At 40.3% G+C, this 15,823-nt stretch carries 15 protein-coding genes; 7 read left to right on the top strand and 8 right to left on the bottom strand.

Annotated features, from left to right (window positions below):
• The 5 genes from ACOQON_RS14765 to ACOQON_RS14745 all read right to left on the bottom strand — a co-directional run bounded on the left by ACOQON_RS14765 (window position 1) and on the right by ACOQON_RS14745 (window position 4,632).
• Window positions 1-444 (bottom strand): 3-hydroxyacyl-ACP dehydratase FabZ family protein, encoded by a 444-nt coding sequence (locus ACOQON_RS14765; protein ID WP_420576189.1) that lies wholly within the window; start codon window positions 442-444, stop codon window positions 1-3.
• Window positions 441-1,220: an SDR family oxidoreductase gene (locus ACOQON_RS14760; protein ID WP_420576188.1), complete on the bottom strand. Its 780-nt coding sequence runs from the start codon at window positions 1,218-1,220 to the stop codon at window positions 441-443. The genes ACOQON_RS14765 and ACOQON_RS14760 overlap by 4 nt, the downstream gene beginning before the upstream one ends.
• A 133-nt stretch (window positions 1,221-1,353) precedes the next feature.
• Window positions 1,354-2,472, bottom strand: coding sequence for a hypothetical protein (locus ACOQON_RS14755; protein ID WP_420576187.1), 1,119 nt, complete (start codon window positions 2,470-2,472; stop codon window positions 1,354-1,356).
• A complete protein-coding gene (locus ACOQON_RS14750; protein WP_420576186.1) occupies window positions 2,472-3,425 on the bottom strand; it encodes an NAD-dependent epimerase/dehydratase family protein in 954 nt (317 codons plus the stop codon). The genes ACOQON_RS14755 and ACOQON_RS14750 overlap by 1 nt, the downstream gene beginning before the upstream one ends.
• A 1-nt stretch (window position 3,426) precedes the next feature.
• A complete protein-coding gene (locus ACOQON_RS14745) occupies window positions 3,427-4,632 on the bottom strand; it encodes an aminotransferase class I/II-fold pyridoxal phosphate-dependent enzyme (RefSeq protein ID WP_420576185.1) in 1,206 nt (401 codons plus the stop codon).
• 95 nt (window positions 4,633-4,727) lie between these two features.
• Between ACOQON_RS14745 and ACOQON_RS14740 the strand changes: the two genes are divergently transcribed.
• Window positions 4,728-5,462 (top strand): NTP transferase domain-containing protein, encoded by a 735-nt coding sequence (locus ACOQON_RS14740; protein ID WP_420576184.1) that lies wholly within the window; start codon window positions 4,728-4,730, stop codon window positions 5,460-5,462.
• Here ACOQON_RS14740 and ACOQON_RS14735 read toward each other — a convergent pair whose 3' ends face one another.
• The gene (locus tag ACOQON_RS14735; protein WP_420576183.1) at window positions 5,463-6,773 is read right to left on the bottom strand and encodes an inositol-3-phosphate synthase; all 1,311 of its coding nucleotides are present in this window, start codon (window positions 6,771-6,773) and stop codon (window positions 5,463-5,465) included. It abuts the gene before it with no gap.
• A gap of 188 nt (window positions 6,774-6,961) precedes the next feature.
• On the opposite strand from ACOQON_RS14735, the gene ACOQON_RS14730 reads away from it, so the two are divergent.
• The 6 genes from ACOQON_RS14730 to ACOQON_RS14705 all read left to right on the top strand — a co-directional run bounded on the left by ACOQON_RS14730 (window position 6,962) and on the right by ACOQON_RS14705 (window position 12,415).
• A complete protein-coding gene (locus tag ACOQON_RS14730; protein WP_420576182.1) occupies window positions 6,962-7,588 on the top strand; it encodes an L-threonylcarbamoyladenylate synthase in 627 nt (208 codons plus the stop codon).
• Window positions 7,585-8,202, top strand: a complete 618-nt coding sequence (locus ACOQON_RS14725) for a WbqC family protein (protein ID WP_420576181.1) — start codon at window positions 7,585-7,587, stop codon at window positions 8,200-8,202. The genes ACOQON_RS14730 and ACOQON_RS14725 overlap by 4 nt, the downstream gene beginning before the upstream one ends.
• Before the next feature lie 144 nt (window positions 8,203-8,346).
• Complete coding sequence (locus ACOQON_RS14720) at window positions 8,347-10,911, top strand: ATP-dependent Clp protease ATP-binding subunit (RefSeq protein WP_420576180.1); 2,565 nt, start codon at window positions 8,347-8,349, stop codon at window positions 10,909-10,911.
• 104 nt (window positions 10,912-11,015) lie between these two features.
• Window positions 11,016-11,588, top strand: coding sequence for a hypothetical protein (locus tag ACOQON_RS14715; RefSeq protein ID WP_420576179.1), 573 nt, complete (start codon window positions 11,016-11,018; stop codon window positions 11,586-11,588).
• A complete protein-coding gene (locus ACOQON_RS14710) occupies window positions 11,585-11,869 on the top strand; it encodes a winged helix-turn-helix domain-containing protein (protein WP_420576178.1) in 285 nt (94 codons plus the stop codon). Before ACOQON_RS14715 ends, ACOQON_RS14710 begins: the two co-directional genes overlap by 4 nt.
• A gap of 51 nt (window positions 11,870-11,920) precedes the next feature.
• Window positions 11,921-12,415, top strand: coding sequence for a hypothetical protein (locus ACOQON_RS14705; protein ID WP_420576177.1), 495 nt, complete (start codon window positions 11,921-11,923; stop codon window positions 12,413-12,415).
• A 28-nt stretch (window positions 12,416-12,443) separates the two neighbouring features.
• Here ACOQON_RS14705 and ACOQON_RS14700 read toward each other — a convergent pair whose 3' ends face one another.
• Window positions 12,444-14,474, bottom strand: a complete 2,031-nt coding sequence (locus ACOQON_RS14700) for a hypothetical protein (RefSeq protein WP_420576176.1) — start codon at window positions 14,472-14,474, stop codon at window positions 12,444-12,446.
• Window positions 14,475-14,580: 106 nt separating this feature from the next.
• Entirely contained in the window at window positions 14,581-15,807 is a 1,227-nt protein-coding gene (locus ACOQON_RS14695) for a hypothetical protein (protein ID WP_420576175.1), read from the bottom strand.
• Window positions 15,808-15,823 lie beyond the last annotated feature (16 nt).

Here is a 15,823-nt window from a genome sequence, read left to right as displayed (position 1 = left end):
TTATGCTTCTGATTTCACTACCATCCCTGCTAACTCTCCTTTGGCCACTACAGTTCCATCCTCTTTTTTACAGGAAACAGTGCATTTTAACTTTCCGAAGCGAAAATAGACTTTTTTTGACTCAACAATAAGTTTGTCTTCAGGGATTACCTTAGAGAGGAAATCAACATTGGCACTTGTGAAGGCTGGTAAAACCTTAGAATGCTCGTCTAAATCCATCAAATACATGGCTAGCGTTACTAGCCCGATCTGGCACATAATCTCAGTCAAGATCACACCAGGAACGACGGGATTTCCGGGAAAATGTCCTTCCAAGAAAAACTCGTCTTTTTTGATGGTATAGTTTCCAACAGCACCCTCTTCGTTGATGGAAGTGATCTCGTCAACAAACAAAAAGGGACGTTTGTACGGAAGAAGTCGTAATATTTTTTCGTAAGCACTCATATCAGATGTTCGCCTCCATCCACGTGAATCAGTGCACCATTAATCCATTTAGCTTCAGGTTGTGACAATAGATAAACCGTATTAGCCACGTCTTCAGGGGTAGTGAGTTTCTTGTACGGATTCCTTTTTTTCGATTGTTCAATTAATTCTTCAGCTCCGGGGATCAGTCGTAAAGAGGGCGTGTCTGTAACTCCAGCCTGAATAATATTGACAGTCATGCCTTTAGGAGCCAGCTCAATTGCCAGGTATCGTGAGAGTGTCTCTAGTGTGGATTTTGCTAGTGCAACAGCTCCATAACCTGCCCAAAATTTATCATTTCCTTCGGAAGTTAATGTCAATATTCGGCTGCCTTCACCAATTAAATTTCTATTTATAAGTTCATCAACCCATACGCGAAGATTGGTTCCCATCGCGTCTATTGTTAGAGCCAAATCTTGTGAGTTCAGTTTAGGGCCATCGGAAACAAAAGGTTTCAGATTTCCCCTTGAAACGGCATGAAGAACAATATCAAATTTTTTTATACCACCTTCGGAAATGTCACTTATACATTCGTGAATTTTTTCAGCGTTGGTTGCATCGATGTTAAAATTGGTAATTGAAATGTCATGATTGGATTTTAGTTCATTAATTACTGATTCCAGGTCGGCCAAACCCTGACGTCTGTCTCTGTGGATGATTGTGATATTGCAACCATGAGATGCTAGCTTTTTGACAGTCGCCAGTCCGATCCCGCTGGATCCACCAATGATCAATGCATGTTTGTTTCTCAACTCCATTAAGTCTTATTTTCAGAAAAAAGAGATTTGATGCAATTTCAATTATCGCAGCTAATTATGCTCAATAATTATCGAGCCTGTCTGCGACAAAGGCAGGCATTATGCTCCCATTACGTGAAACTACAAAAAATGACTAGAAATATTTGATGAAACAGGAGCGCTTTATTTTTCCAATGTCGATATCAAATTCACTCCAGGTGTTCAGCACATTTTTATTGTCTTCCAGCATTGGACCTGAGGCCATGTATTTAATGCCGTGCTTTTCATAGATTTTTTGCAGATAATCGAAAATAAGTGCATGCACGCCTAGCTTTTGATATTCCGGTTTCACACCGATCAAAAAGAGGTCCGCTGTGTCATTGTAATAAAAAGCTTTTAAGACATGAATAAAGCCAAAAGGATATAGTGACCCTTTGGCTTTTTGGAAGGCTTTTGAGAGTGATGGTAACGTCAATGCGAAACCGACTACCTCGTCTGATTCATTCACTACTACGCAAACAAAATCTTTTCTAATGAAGCCAAAATACTGCTCCACATAGTAATCTATTTGCTTCTGTGTTAGAGGGATGTAGCCATAAAGATTAGAGTAAGCTTCATTTAAAACATCAAATACTCCGGGAGCATATTTCAGGATCTCTTTGGCATTTTTGAAATCCTTTATTTTCACTTTATATCGATCCTGAATGAGCTTCACCACTCGACTTACCTTTTCAGGGTTCTTGGTCGGGGCTTTTCCTCTCAGTTCTACCCAAGTGGCGGCTATTTCCATGTTCCAGGCACGGAAATGATCAATATAGTAGGAGTGATTGTAAATGGTTGCTTGCGTCGCAATTTGATCAAAGCCTGAGATTAACGCACCTTCAAAATCCAGATCAGTAAATCCCATGGGACCATGAATTGCTTTTGCTCCTTTGTTTTCAGCCCATTTTTTGGCGGTGTTGAGCAATAGGTGTGAAACCTCTTTGTCATCTATGAAATCGATCCAGCCAAAACGAGCCAGCGACTTCTCTTTCAATTCCGGGTCTAATATGATAGCAGCTATCCTACCTGCTATTTTTCCATCTTTTTTAGCGACCCAGTATTGTGCTTCTGCATGGTCGAAAGCCGGGTTCTTGTCCTTTCTGAGCGTGCTGATCTCAAATTCGACAAGTGGAGTGACGTAGTAAGGGTTGCCTTTGTAAAGATCAAAAGGAAACTTGATGAATTGCTTGAGTTCCTTTTTGGTGTTGACTTCCTTTATTTCAAGTGACATCAGATTAGATTGTTTTCCTGATAGTATTTAAGTGCATCTTTGAATCCTTCCCTCAAAGATATTTCAGGCTTTTCAGAGGAGTGCCTTAAATCTGTTGTATGCAGGTCCCAATGCTGGGAAATCTCGTCAAATTTTTCGAGGGTAATTCCAGGTCTTTTGTTGATGAGTTTGTGCCAAACATCGGATGAGCCCATTGAGAACTTAGCCAGCCATTTCGGAAGGGGAAATGTTCTGATTCTTTTTTGAAAGAGATCTTTGAAGATTTCAACAAAATCACTGTGAAGGTATGTGTTGCCATCATTATAATGCAATGGACCAGTCTCTTTCTGCATATCCTGAACAACCATCCGTGCCAGGTCTGCTCCATGGATCATAGTCATGCGCTGCTTGCTGTCAGTGACAGGATAAATGCCCATTTTCGCTCCTTTAAAGAGCGGTAAGAATGCCTCATCTCCTGCACCATATATAGCCGTTGGCCGAACCAAAAGATGTTTGTTCATCTTTTCACTGATTACCTGCTCTGCCTGTAGTTTACTTTGGCCATAGTGAGAAACAGGTCGTTTTGTATTCGCAGGGCCAGGGGCTGCATAAGAGGAAGTGTAAACAAATACACCATCATCTTTAAGTAAATCGATTTCACCTAGTGCATCACAAATAGTAGTTGTTAATCCTACGTTGACCTGATAGTACTCCTCATTCTTAAGACTCACGGTCATGCCTGCATTGTGCAGAAAAAAGTCTACCTGACCAGCTTCTTGTTTGATAGTGGCAAACTGGGAGGTCAGATCTTTTCGGTAATCAATGTTTTTTACTTGAAGATTCTCATGTTTGGGTAGGAGAGAAGTGTTGGCTCCAACACGTATAAAAGCATAAACCTCCATCTGCTGACGGAGGCATTCTTTTACTAAGTATGATCCAAGAAAACCATTGGCTCCAGTGATCGCTACTTTCAACTTAAGCTACTTCGGTTTGACGTTTTACATCCAGTTCGTCAGCCACTTTCAAAATCTTGTCAATAGCAATGTCGATTTGTTCGATGGTATGAGTTGCCATCAGCGAGAATCGAATTAAAGTGTCAGTAGGTGCAACAGCCGGAGCAACAACCGGGTTAACGAAAACGCCTTCTTCAAACAGTCGCATCGTCATTTTGTACGCTTTCTCATTGTCGCGGATGTAGATTGGAATAATCGGGGTTTCCGCATATCCGGTATCAAATCCAAGTTCTTTTAATCGCTTCAATGAGTAGTTAGTATTTTCCCAAAGCTTTAGTCTTCTGGAGTCATCAGACTGCATGATTTCTAAAGCTGCGATGGTCGCAGCAGTTGATGAAGGTGTCATGCTTGCACTAAAAATGAGTGAACGAGCTACGTGTCTGATATACTGAATGGTTTCTTTATCACCAGCGACAAATCCACCTAATGAAGCAAGGGACTTACTAAACGTACCGCCAATCAGCTCCACATCATCGGTCACACCAAAATGATCAGGCGTTCCTCTTCCATGGTCACCAAGTACGCCAACGGCATGAGCACAGTCGCTCATAACAGAGGCGTTGTATTTTTTTGCTAGTTGAACTATTTCCGGAAGCTTGGCAATGTTTCCTTCCATGCTGAAAATGCCATCCACTACGATTATTCGATGATTTGCATCTTGCAGATTAGCGAGTTTCTTTTCCAGTGCCTGCATATCATTGTGTCGAAAAACAACCGTGGAAGCATCACTAAGCTTTGCTCCCTCGTAAATCGAGGCGTGATTCAATCGATCTAATAACAGGGCATCACCTTGCTTGGCTATTGAAGGCAAGACACCAAGGTTTACCTGAAAGCCGGTACTGAAAACAAGGGCTTCTTCTTTGTTGAGGAACTGGGCGAGCATGTTCTCTAGCTTTTCATGCATATCTGTGGTCCCATTCAAAAATCTGGAACCCGAACAGCTGGATCCATATTTTCTAACAGCTGACTCGGCAGCCTCTATCACTTTTGGGTGGGTAGTAAGACCCAAATAGCTGTTTGATCCAAACATCAAAACATCTTTCCCATTCACCTTCACTTCAGTCTCTTGCTTGGACTGGAAAGTTCGGAAAAAAGCATAGTATCCGTTCTTCTTAGCGTCCTCTGCCAGCTTGAAGGTTGAAAATCGTTCTCTCAGAAAATTCCCCATTCCGCAAAAATAGTTATATCACTTGGAAACATTTTCGTAACATTGAGATTTGAATCGAAAGCTTCATCTTTTTTTAATACAAAAATCATTTCATTTTGAATCTTGTAATCCTCGCTGCAGGTAAAAATACCCGATTAGACACAGGCATTCCAAAAAGTCTGGTCACTTTAAATGGTGAAACGTTAATGTCGCGCCATATTCGAATTTTTAAGAGCTATGGTGTAAAAAAGTTTTGCATTATCAGCGGCTATGGTGCTGATAAACTCCAGGATGCTCTTCCAGATCTTTGTAAAACACATGATGCTGATATAACTATACTTCATAATGAGAGGTTTGATTTGGAGAATGGTTTTTCAGTTTTTAGAGCGAAGGAATGGGTAGAACAAAATGAAATGTCAGACTTTTTTCTTACGATGGGCGATCACGTCTTCGATCCGGAATTCGTTGGTGAGTTTGTGAAAAAATCCAGCGGTTTGGAGACCACACTTCAACTAGCTGTTGATATGCCTGGGGAATCAAACAATCACATCGATATTGATGATGTAACCAAAGTACTCGTAGATGATGAGGGGTTCATTAAGTCGATAAGCAAAAAGATTCCGGAGTACAACAGGTATGATACGGGTCTTTTCCGATTAAAATCAGAAGTTTTTGAAGTGTTTCAGCAATCATTTGATCAGAAAGAGTACACCATTTCCGAGTCAGTTTCAAAGCTGATTGACGGGAGGGAAGCTAAGTCCGTACTAGTGGAGGGGTACACCTGGAATGATGTGGACAATCCAGATGACCTCCAAAGTACTATTAAGCTGATGGATCAAAAACGACTATGATCAGTCGTAATAATCCAGTCCTAAGTTTGTTATAAGCGTTTCGCCAGCCAGGTGACGAAGCGTATTCTTCAACTTCATCAGCTGAACAAAAATGTCATGCTGTGGTTTCAGACCTTTCAGCGCCTGTGGCGATTTTAGGTAGAATGATAACCACTCCTGTATTCCTTTCATGCCTGCACGCTGTGCAAGATCCAGGAACAATGCCAGATCAAGAACAAGTGGAGCAGCAAGAATAGAGTCCTTACAAAGGAAATCTACTTTGATCTGCATTTTGTAACCAAGCCATCCGCGAATATCGATATTATCCCATCCTTCTTTATCGTCACCTCTTGGTGGGTAATAGTTGATTCTTACTTTATGATATAAGTTTCCATATAGTGTAGGATGCAATTCAGGCTCAAGTACTTGCTCAAGCACACCTAGCTTAGATACTTCTTTCGTTTTGAAGTTGTCCGGATCATCCAATACTTCACCATCCCGGTTTCCAAGGATGTTTGTAGAGAACCATCCGTCGATTCCGAGTGATCTTGCTTTCAAACCTGGGGCAAGGATCGTTTTCATCAATGTTTGGCCTGTTTTGAAATCTTTACCTGCGATAGGAGCACCGGTCTGCTTAGCTAGTTCTACAAGGCAATCTACGTCACAAGAGAGGTTAGGTGCGCCGTTTGCATAGGGTACACCCATTTTTATTGCCGCATAAGCATAGATCATACTTGGAGGTATATCCGGATGGTTGTTTCGAAGACCTTCTTCAAACTTTTCAATTGTCGAATGAACTTCTCCTTCTTCAATGTAAATCTCAGTAGACCCACACCACACCATCACCACACGCTCACAGTTGTTTTCTTTTTTGAAATTCTTGATGTCCTCCATCAACATCTCAGCAAGCTCCATTTTGTTGGCACCTTTTTTATAGTAGCTGCCTTCCAGTCTCTTTACGTAATTTTTGTCAAAGACCGCTTTCATGGGCTTGATTTGCTCTAGCTCCTCTTTAAGGTCATTAAGAAGGTCCTTATCCAAAACTTTCGCGTGCATTGCGGCCTCATAAGCATTGTCTTCGAATATATCCCAGCCGCCAAGCGCAACATCCTCGAGAGATGCTAAAGGCACAAAGTCCTTGATGAGAGGGTTCCGTTTTTCTGTTCGTTTACCAAGACGGATGGTGCCCATTTGAGTGAGGGAGCCGATAGGTTCTGATAAGCCTTTTCTAATGCTCAATACCCCGGCCATGAAAGTGGTGGCAACTGCACCCATTCCTGGTGTAAGGATTCCTAATTTACCGTTCGGTTTTTGGATTGTTGATTCTGACATGTGTTTTCTATTAATCTTGTATCAAATCATCTGTCATAAATAAGGATGACCCTCCCTAAAACTGAGCAGAAATTTTCCGCAAAATAAATTAATCCATAGCGGATAATCTTAACGAATTGATATTTTGATTGTAAAATGCCTCTAATTCTATCCTTTTGCTAACTTGTTTATGTTTGAAAGATATTCATATGACAGCCCAACTGGTAAAGCTATATCCTGAAAATCCTGAAAGAAGGAAGATTGAAGAGGTCGCCAAAGTCCTACGGAATGGAGGTGTGATTATTTATCCAACCGACACAATTTATGGACTAGGGTGTGATATTTTCAACCAGAAAGCCATTGAGCGAATTCGTATCCTAAAGGGGATAAAGGGTAAGCATCTGAATTTATCATTCATTTGCTATGATTTAAGTCACATTTCTGAATATGTGAAGCACCTGGATACCCCAACGTTTAAGTTGATGAAGAAGTCACTTCCAGGGCCGTACACTTTTATTCTCGAATCTTCCTCGAAAGTTCCTAAAATCCTGAATGTAAAGAAGAAAACAGTCGGTATTCGGGTGCCGGATAATAATATCCCACGTGAGATTGTAAAGGAGCTTGGCAACCCAATCATAACCACCTCCATACATGATGATAATATTCAAGATCATGCGACGGATCCCGAATTGATTTATGAAGATTTTAAAAACCTGGTGGATGTTGTGATTGACGGGGGATACGGACAAGTGCACCCAAGTACGGTGATTGATTGTACAGGCATTCAGCCAGTTATTGTGAGAGAAGGTATGGGAGATGTCAACATCATTGCATGAGGAAGATCGTTATTGAGCCACACTATTTAGGTTGCCTCGAATATTATGCATTGTTGATGCAGTATGATGAGGTTTGTCTTGAAGTAAATGATTCATTTCCAAAGCAGACTTATCGCAACAGAACCTATTTTCTTATTTCGAACAAGGTTCAACCCTTGATCATCCCGGTTCGGTATTCAACCGGTTCTCCTACCAGCAAAGTAGTGGTTGACTATTCTCAAAAATGGGTCAAGGATCATTGGGGTGCGTTTTATTCAGCGTATGGTAAAGCACCTTTTTTTGAATATTTCGGTGAAGAATTCAAAGGCATATGGGATCGTAAAATCCCAGAATTGGTCATGCTTAATGTCGCGTTTATGAAATTGATTCTGCGTGTATTGCAAAAAGACCTAACTATCTCATTCACAGAAGACTTCCAAACAGAGTACGATGCAGATTATCGAAATCTGATCAATCCCAAGAAACCTTTTTCTGATCGAAAAATATATCACCCATATTCTTATCCGCAGCTTTTTGGTGATAACTTTGTCCCAAATCTGAGTATCGTTGATTTGATTATGTGTGAGGGGTCAAATGCGGCACATATTTTGACCAACTCATACGCAGGAAAGTGATCAGGCAAGTGACTGTTCATCGTTACATAAAGTATTTCGACGAGAGATTGAACAAATCTGAAACTGCTCACGTTTTTTCATCTACATTAAGGGATATTTCTTCGTATATCCTATATTTTTACTAAAAAGCGAAAGGCAAAACGCATGTCAAAAGAGGCAAAATTTTCAAACAGAGTCAAAGAAGTCATCTCACTAAGCAGAGAGGAAGCTCTACGGTTAGGGCACGACTATATTGGCACAGAGCACCTCTTACTGGGTATGATCAGAGAGGGAGAAGGTGTGGCTGTGAGCGTAATGAAAAAGCTTGGCTTGTCCATGAAAGAATTACGTTCGGCAATTGAGCAAGCCACAAAAGGGACAGCAACCAGCAATGTTAAAAACCTGGCGAACATTCCATTAACTCGTCAGTCAGAAAAAGTATTGAAGATTACATACTTGGAGGCAAAAATCTTCAAGAGTGCATTAATAGGTACTGAGCATTTACTGCTTTCTATCCTTAGGGATGAAGATAACCTTGCAACCCAAATACTGGAGAAGTTCGAAGTGAACTATGACTTGGTTAAGGAGATGCTTGAGTATCAAACAGAGAATCCAATGGCATCTGCAGATACTGATGATCCCAACGATGAAGGTGACGAGCTATATTCCAGTACACCTAGAGGTTCTGGCAGATCGTCTGCTGGAAAGGATAAAGGAAGCGAAAAATCAAGAACACCTGTCCTTGATAATTTTGGCCGTGACCTTACCAAATTGGCTGAAGAGGATAAACTTGACCCGATCATTGGCCGGGAAAAAGAAATTGAGCGAGTAGCTCAGGTATTGAGCCGTAGAAAGAAAAACAATCCTATTTTAATTGGTGAGCCTGGTGTGGGAAAAACAGCAATTGCTGAAGGACTTGCATTGAGAATTTCTCAGAAAAAGGTATCAAGAATTCTATTCGGTAAGCGTGTTGTGACTCTTGATTTAGCGTCACTGGTGGCAGGAACAAAATACCGTGGACAATTTGAGGAGCGAATGAAAGCAGTGATGAATGAGATTGAGAAATCTCCTGAAGTTATTCTTTTCATTGACGAGCTTCATACCATTGTTGGTGCTGGAGGAGCATCCGGATCGCTTGATGCATCTAACATGTTCAAGCCAGCATTGGCAAGAGGGGAAATCCAATGCATTGGAGCTACCACACTCGATGAGTATCGTCAATATATCGAAAAGGATGGTGCGCTGGCACGTCGCTTCCAGATGGTGATGGTAGATGCAACTTCACCTGAAGAGACGCACAAGATTCTTGAAAACATTAAAGATAAGTACGAGAATCATCACCATGTAAATTATACCCCGGAAGCGGTAAAAGCATGTGTGACGCTTTCTGACAGATATATTTCCGATCGATTCCTTCCGGATAAAGCGATTGATGTGTTGGACGAGGCTGGTGCCAGAGTTCACATAAACAACATTAATGTGCCTAAGATTATCACTGAACTGGAGGAGCAGATTGAGGATGTGAAGAAGGAGAAAAACAAGGTAGTGAAGAGCCAGAAATATGAAGAGGCTGCTCAGTTAAGAGACCGTGAAAAGAAATTGATTGCTCAATTGGAGGATGAGAAAGCCAGATGGGAGGAAGAAACTCGAACGAAGCGATATGAGGTAAGTGAGGAAAATGTGGCTGACGTGATTGCTATGATGACTGGCATTCCTACCAAGCGAATTGCTGAAAACGAAAGTGCGAAGCTTTTGACAATGGGCAAAGAGCTAGAAGGAAAAGTAATTGGCCAAAACGAGGCAATCAAAAAATTAGCAAAAGCTATTCAGCGAACCAGAGTTGGATTAAAGGACCCAAGAAAGCCGATCGGCTCTTTTGTTTTCCTTGGCCCAACAGGTGTTGGTAAGACTGAAATGGCGAAAGTCCTTTCTACTTTCTTATTTGACAAGGAAGATTCACTCATCAGAATTGATATGAGTGAATATATGGAGAAGTTCTCCGTGTCACGATTGGTGGGAGCGCCTCCGGGATATGTTGGTTATGAAGAAGGTGGTCAGCTTACCGAGAAAGTAAGAAGAAAGCCTTACAGTGTGGTTCTTTTGGATGAAATTGAGAAGGCTCACCCGGATGTGTTTAATATCCTGCTTCAGGTGTTGGATGATGGTGTGCTTACTGATGGGCTGGGAAGAAAAGTTGATTTCAGGAATACACTGATTATCATGACATCAAATATTGGAGTACGGGATCTGAAAGATTTTGGTGCTGGAATTGGTTTTGCTACGCAAAGTCGAAAAAACAGTATGGACGAAATCATGAAGTCCACCATCCAGAATGCTTTGAAGAAAACTTTCAGTCCTGAATTCCTGAACAGGTTGGATGACGTGATCATTTTCAATTCTTTGGAGAAAGAAGACATCTTCAAGATCATTGATATCACACTTGGTAAATTATTCTCAAGAATTACCGATCTGGGTTATTCAATAGATTTAACCAAGAAAGCCAAAGAGTTCTTAGCAGAGAAAGGATATGATCCACAGTATGGAGCACGTCCATTGGCAAGAGCAATACAAAAGCACCTGGAAGATCCAATAGCCGAAGAGATTCTGAAAGGTGAGATTCAGGAAGGTGATACCCTTGTTGCAGACTGGGATGGTAAAAAAGAGGAATTGAATATTAAGTTGAAGAAGAAGAAAACCAGTAGCAAAGCCCAGGACAAGAAAGAGAAGTAAGTTCATATCTTAAGGGATAGGATCTATCCCTTATTTTTTATGATTTAGGTTTATAATATAAACTTATTTATATTTGAATCGTTATTATAAAAAAATGTGTAATTATGAGTGACAAAGAATTATCTAAAGACGAGAGTTTGGCTCTGATCACAGAGATGATTGGGCAAGCTAAGCGAAATGTAGCCAAGGGAGGAAGTTTTTACTTTTTGCTTTGGGGATGGGTGGTTATGATTGCCAACCTGGGACACTATTTGATTGCTACTTTTGACTGGTATGAACATCCATACATTGTGTGGTTGTTAACTATTCCCGCAGCTATTGCATCCATGGTGTATGGCGCAAAAAGGAGCAAAGAAAGTGCAGTAAAAAGTCACCTGGATAGTTTGTATAGTCAAATATGGTTGGCTGTTTTTGTTGGAGTCATAATTATCCTATTTTTCATGGATAGCGTGAACTATAATATCAATGCGATCATTTTGACTTTCGCAGGAATAGGAACTTTTATATCCGGTCAGGCATTGCGTTTTACTCCTTTAATCATGGGAGGTATTGCTTTATGGATAGCAAGTGTTGTTGCGTTCAATTTGAATCCAATTGATCAGTACCTTGTGGGAACAGTCGGTATTTTAGCAGGATATTTAGTTCCAGGATATTTACTTAGAAAGGCAGAAAAATGAGTTTTGCACAATTAGATCCGTTGTTACATTCCCAGCTTCGGTTAGCTATAATGTCTCTATTGATTGGGGTGGATTCTGCAGAATTCGTTTTCATCAAAGAAAAGACGGGAGCTACTGCCGGAAACCTGAGTGTGCAGCTGGATAAACTTTCAAATGCAGGATATATCAGTGTGACTAAATCATTCAAAGGTAAGAAACCACTAACCACTTGCAGCATTACCAAGGTGGGGATAAAAGCCTTTGAAGACTATGTTAATAACTTGAAACAATACATTGAGTAATTTTTTTGAATATAAAGTTTATAAAATAAAGTAGTTTAAATATTGTCAATTATGAAAAGTATCGTATTAGCAGTTTTGATGATGCCGGGAATTTGTTTTCTGGCTGAATCACAAGAACAGATGAAAAAACTTGAGCCTATGGTTGGGAACTGGAAAGGAGGAGGATGGTATATGGATCAGGCAGGGAAAAGGTATGAATTTACTCAACAGGAGGAGATATCTAAAGAGTTGAGCAATACCGCGTTATTAATAAAAGGCAAGGGATTTTCTGATGGAGAAGTTATTCATGATGCAATGGCAGTTGTATCGTATGACTCTACCTCTGGTGATTACAATTTTCACTCGTTTCTATCTGATGGTAGAAAAACAGATGCAAAGCTAAAAGTGATTGGTGATGGTGAGTTTGAGTGGGGGTTTAAAATACCCAATGGATTGATTAAGTATTCCATTCAAATCGCGAATGATCAATGGCATGAGAAAGGAGAGTTTTCTCCCGACGGGTCTAACTGGTATCCCTTTATTGATTTTAATCTTTCCAGAAAATGATTCACAGGGAGCTTTTAAGCTCCCTTTTTTAATACCCACCCCAATATTTCCTTAAAAACCACTCAGTGGAGAACAGCATAAATATGATCAGATACCACCACCAGGCTCTATAGAGTGGAACCAGTTCTTCCTTACTTTTGATTACTGACTTAAAATCACGTTTATTTATTTCATCAATTAAGCGATCCAACTCATTGAAATGGGCGTAGCTTCCTCCTGTCTTGTTACTCAGGTTTTTCAAAAGTCGATGATCGGCTGTCAGGTTGAGAAATTCCGGATTGATGTTCTGGATTGAAAACTCTCCCTGATCTGTGAGAATTTTGTCACCTACCTTGACCTGGGCCTGATAGGTATAGATTCCGGGTGCTAAGATCGGTGACCGAAAAGTTGAGTTGTATTCCGAATCTGTAAAATTGTAGTTTTGAGTTTGATCAGATTCTGATGTGAGAGTTATTTGGATATTATTCCCATAAATTCTCTCATAGATATCATTGTAGACCTCAACATCAAAAAGTGCAGGTTCTGAATCATTGAAACTATTCTCCCTTACATTAAATCTAAATTGCTTTTTGTCGTTCTTTACAGACAGAAACTGAATCGTTTTTGTGATCAGGTTTTCAAATTGAGTTGCATTTTCATTAATAGCTGCTTCTTGTAATTTCCATTTCCAAATATTCTGACCAAGCAAAAGGGCGCTTTTTTGTGAACCATCATTATAGACCGCCATGAGAGGCTTCTGTGTTTTCACATTTCCCAGTTGCTGGTACATTAAGACTTCTACCGGACCACTCAGGGAATAATTCCCAAAAGGAACTTCAATCGGCGGGTATTCTTCAAAAGCAGAAGCGTCTTCGATTTTGAATTTGCTAAAATTCTGGTTGAAAGATCCCACCACCTTATCAGGTTGTGAACCCCGACGTTCAATATTGATATAAGGAAGAGTTTTGTTTGCAGAGGTTATGGAACTCTCATTGCTTAGAATGTACCAGAGTCCAGGATTTTCTTTTGGGGTGAATTGAACTCCTGATGTAAATGCTCCGTGAAACACCACTACATCATAAATATCATTTGGCTTCTCGCTCTGAATTTCAGGGATATAGACATCTGTTTCATAATTACCAGTAGCCTCAAGGGTACTTCTGATGGCTTTAATATCCGGGTGCGGTGAGTTGGCTACAAAAAGTACTTTTTGCCTACCATCGATCACTTCCATGAAAATATTTGACTGATTGTTTTCAAATGTTGATTCGCCTTCCATTGGAGAGATATGAGCCACCAGATGTCTGAGCCCTTCTTCATTGGATTTAATGACAAATTCTACTTCCTCGATGGTATTTCGTAAACGAACCTTTTCCTCAGCAATCAAATTGCTCCCTTCCCTTAGTTGAACAGAAACCTGTTGATTATCATATCCTTCCTGATTTACTTCAAGTTGAATAGGTGTCTCATTGTCTTTGTAGGTTACTTTATTGTATAATGTCCGGGAGATACTTATATCTTTTGGAGGGATGGTGTCTCCCAGTCCAAGGGTGAAAACTGGTGTGATATAATTTTTATAAAGTGGTGAGCTACCCCTGTTATAAATACCGTCTGTTGCCAGCAGAATTGTAATAAAATTTTTGTTTTCAAGCTTATCCTTCGTTTGATCCACTAGCTCAGATAGACTGGTTGTGGGAGCATTGAAATCAAGGGAATCCGTGAATGTGATAACTGAAACTTCTATGTCATTTTTTTCAAAATTTTCTTTAAGCTTTGAAATTCCCTTTAAAATGTTTTCTGCTGAATCATTACGTTGAATAATGGATTCAGAATTATCCAAAGCTATACCAATGACTGGTTTTTCAACCGTGTTGGTAACATGGCGAACAGATGGTGATAGCAGTAATAGAAGGATTGCCAGGATGGCAAAAAAACGGATAGATGCCAGCAGCCAGTTTTTTGTATGATTCCACGGCACATTTTTTTGTGTATACAAAAAGTAAGAAAGACCTGCCGCCAGCAAGACGATTAGCAAAACCCACCAGCCGGAATATTCTAGTTGAAGAAAGCTTCTATCCATGAAGTTTTTATTCGGTTCGAATCATTGAATTTGCCTGAACTTGAAATCTAATTCAAAAGAACAATACGAAGCATCTTTTTGATAGATACTATTTTTTGTTGAGTGGCTAATTCAAGAATCCGGATACTTCATTTGCCGAGACTTTATTGAGAGTTATGCGCTCGAATCTGCCGGCGACAAAAGTAGTGCCTAACACCAGCAATGAATTATCATTTCCTTGTTTGATCGATGCAAAAGTGAAAGGGTTAAGATATCCAATTCGATGCATACCACTTACTTCACCGTCAGAGCTATAAAAATTCAGCAGAATTTGTCTGCCTTTGGTTTCGCTTGCAAAAACAGAATAGGTTTCTCCATCAGAATAATTGATTATCTGTGCAGGAGTGTATGGTTTGACCTCAGCCATATTTCCTGTGAAAAGGTCAACACTGGAAGTGGTGCCGCCTGTTGAAAGAGTAGCAGATGCCAGCTGAAAGTTTGCATCAAATTGATAACCTGCAACGGCAAAATCGCTTCCTGTTAAATGCATAACAGCTCTTAATCCCGCATTGCTGGCCTGCCCTTGCACTACTCCGCTCGGAGAGTCAGAAAAATCGGTAAATACGAGTGACAAACTATAATTATAGAAACCATTGAAATAATAATTACCAGCAGATACTTCACCGCAAAAGAAAGGAAGTGGGCGCTCTGTAGCATTCAGGTAATGATTGATGATTTCCTCCTGAACATCATCGCCGGGTCCAATGGGATAACTATTGCCTCCTACAAACGAGCCATCCAGTGAGATTTCAGATATCTCTGTTTCCTGAGTAAGGGGATCATAACTCTGGAGAAGAAAATTACCATTGCTAATCACTGCAGAAGAAAGTGGATAATTTAAACCGCCTATTGAAACTTCCGTTTGGATTTCCAGTTGCGGGTTTACTCCTATCAGTACAGCTTCTAGCGAAGTAGGATTCATGGCAAAAAAGTAGCTGTTGCTATCTGTTTCATTCAGGTACATCTTCCCCACGGGTACTACATAATCGTCCAGGTCCACTTCAAACTCATAGTTACCTTCCTTATCGATTTTGAGAAGACGAACACCCATAAAATCAGATTTGGATAACTCGGTTCCGGTCAGGATAATGAAACCATCCACTGTCTCCACTACGTCGATGGGTTTATAGTTCACATCCAGGTCAGAGTCATCATAAATTTTTAAAAATGACTCGCTCAGAGAAGGCTCATCGTCGGCACAAGAAAGTAGAAAAGGAACAAGAACAAGAAAGAGGATTCTTGTAATCCTACTTCTAAGTTTTTCTTTGTGGTAGTATTTATGATTTGTGCACATGTTCTCTCAAATAAAT

The sequence above is a fragment of the Ekhidna sp. genome (genome assembly GCF_965221965.1).
Classification (GTDB): Bacteria; Bacteroidota; Bacteroidia; order Cytophagales; family Cyclobacteriaceae; genus Ekhidna.
Note: the sequence above shows the minus strand (reverse complement) of the source record. Positions and strands in the feature narration are given on the sequence as shown.

Coding starts and splice junctions, on each gene's coding strand:
- ACOQON_RS14765 (WP_420576189.1), bottom strand. CDS start 444: ATGAGTGCTTACGAAAAAATATTACGACTTCTTCCGTACAAACGTCCC.
- ACOQON_RS14760 (WP_420576188.1), bottom strand. CDS start 1,220: ATGGAGTTGAGAAACAAACATGCATTGATCATTGGTGGATCCAGCGGG.
- ACOQON_RS14755 (WP_420576187.1), bottom strand. CDS start 2,472: ATGTCACTTGAAATAAAGGAAGTCAACACCAAAAAGGAACTCAAGCAA.
- ACOQON_RS14745 (WP_420576185.1), bottom strand. CDS start 4,632: ATGGGGAATTTTCTGAGAGAACGATTTTCAACCTTCAAGCTGGCAGAG.
- ACOQON_RS14735 (WP_420576183.1), bottom strand. CDS start 6,773: ATGTCAGAATCAACAATCCAAAAACCGAACGGTAAATTAGGAATCCTT.
- ACOQON_RS14730 (WP_420576182.1), top strand. CDS start 6,962: ATGACAGCCCAACTGGTAAAGCTATATCCTGAAAATCCTGAAAGAAGG.
- ACOQON_RS14725 (WP_420576181.1), top strand. CDS start 7,585: ATGAGGAAGATCGTTATTGAGCCACACTATTTAGGTTGCCTCGAATAT.
- ACOQON_RS14720 (WP_420576180.1), top strand. CDS start 8,347: ATGTCAAAAGAGGCAAAATTTTCAAACAGAGTCAAAGAAGTCATCTCA.
- ACOQON_RS14715 (WP_420576179.1), top strand. CDS start 11,016: ATGAGTGACAAAGAATTATCTAAAGACGAGAGTTTGGCTCTGATCACA.
- ACOQON_RS14710 (WP_420576178.1), top strand. CDS start 11,585: ATGAGTTTTGCACAATTAGATCCGTTGTTACATTCCCAGCTTCGGTTA.
- ACOQON_RS14705 (WP_420576177.1), top strand. CDS start 11,921: ATGAAAAGTATCGTATTAGCAGTTTTGATGATGCCGGGAATTTGTTTT.
- ACOQON_RS14700 (WP_420576176.1), bottom strand. CDS start 14,474: ATGGATAGAAGCTTTCTTCAACTAGAATATTCCGGCTGGTGGGTTTTG.
- ACOQON_RS14695 (WP_420576175.1), bottom strand. CDS start 15,807: ATGTGCACAAATCATAAATACTACCACAAAGAAAAACTTAGAAGTAGG.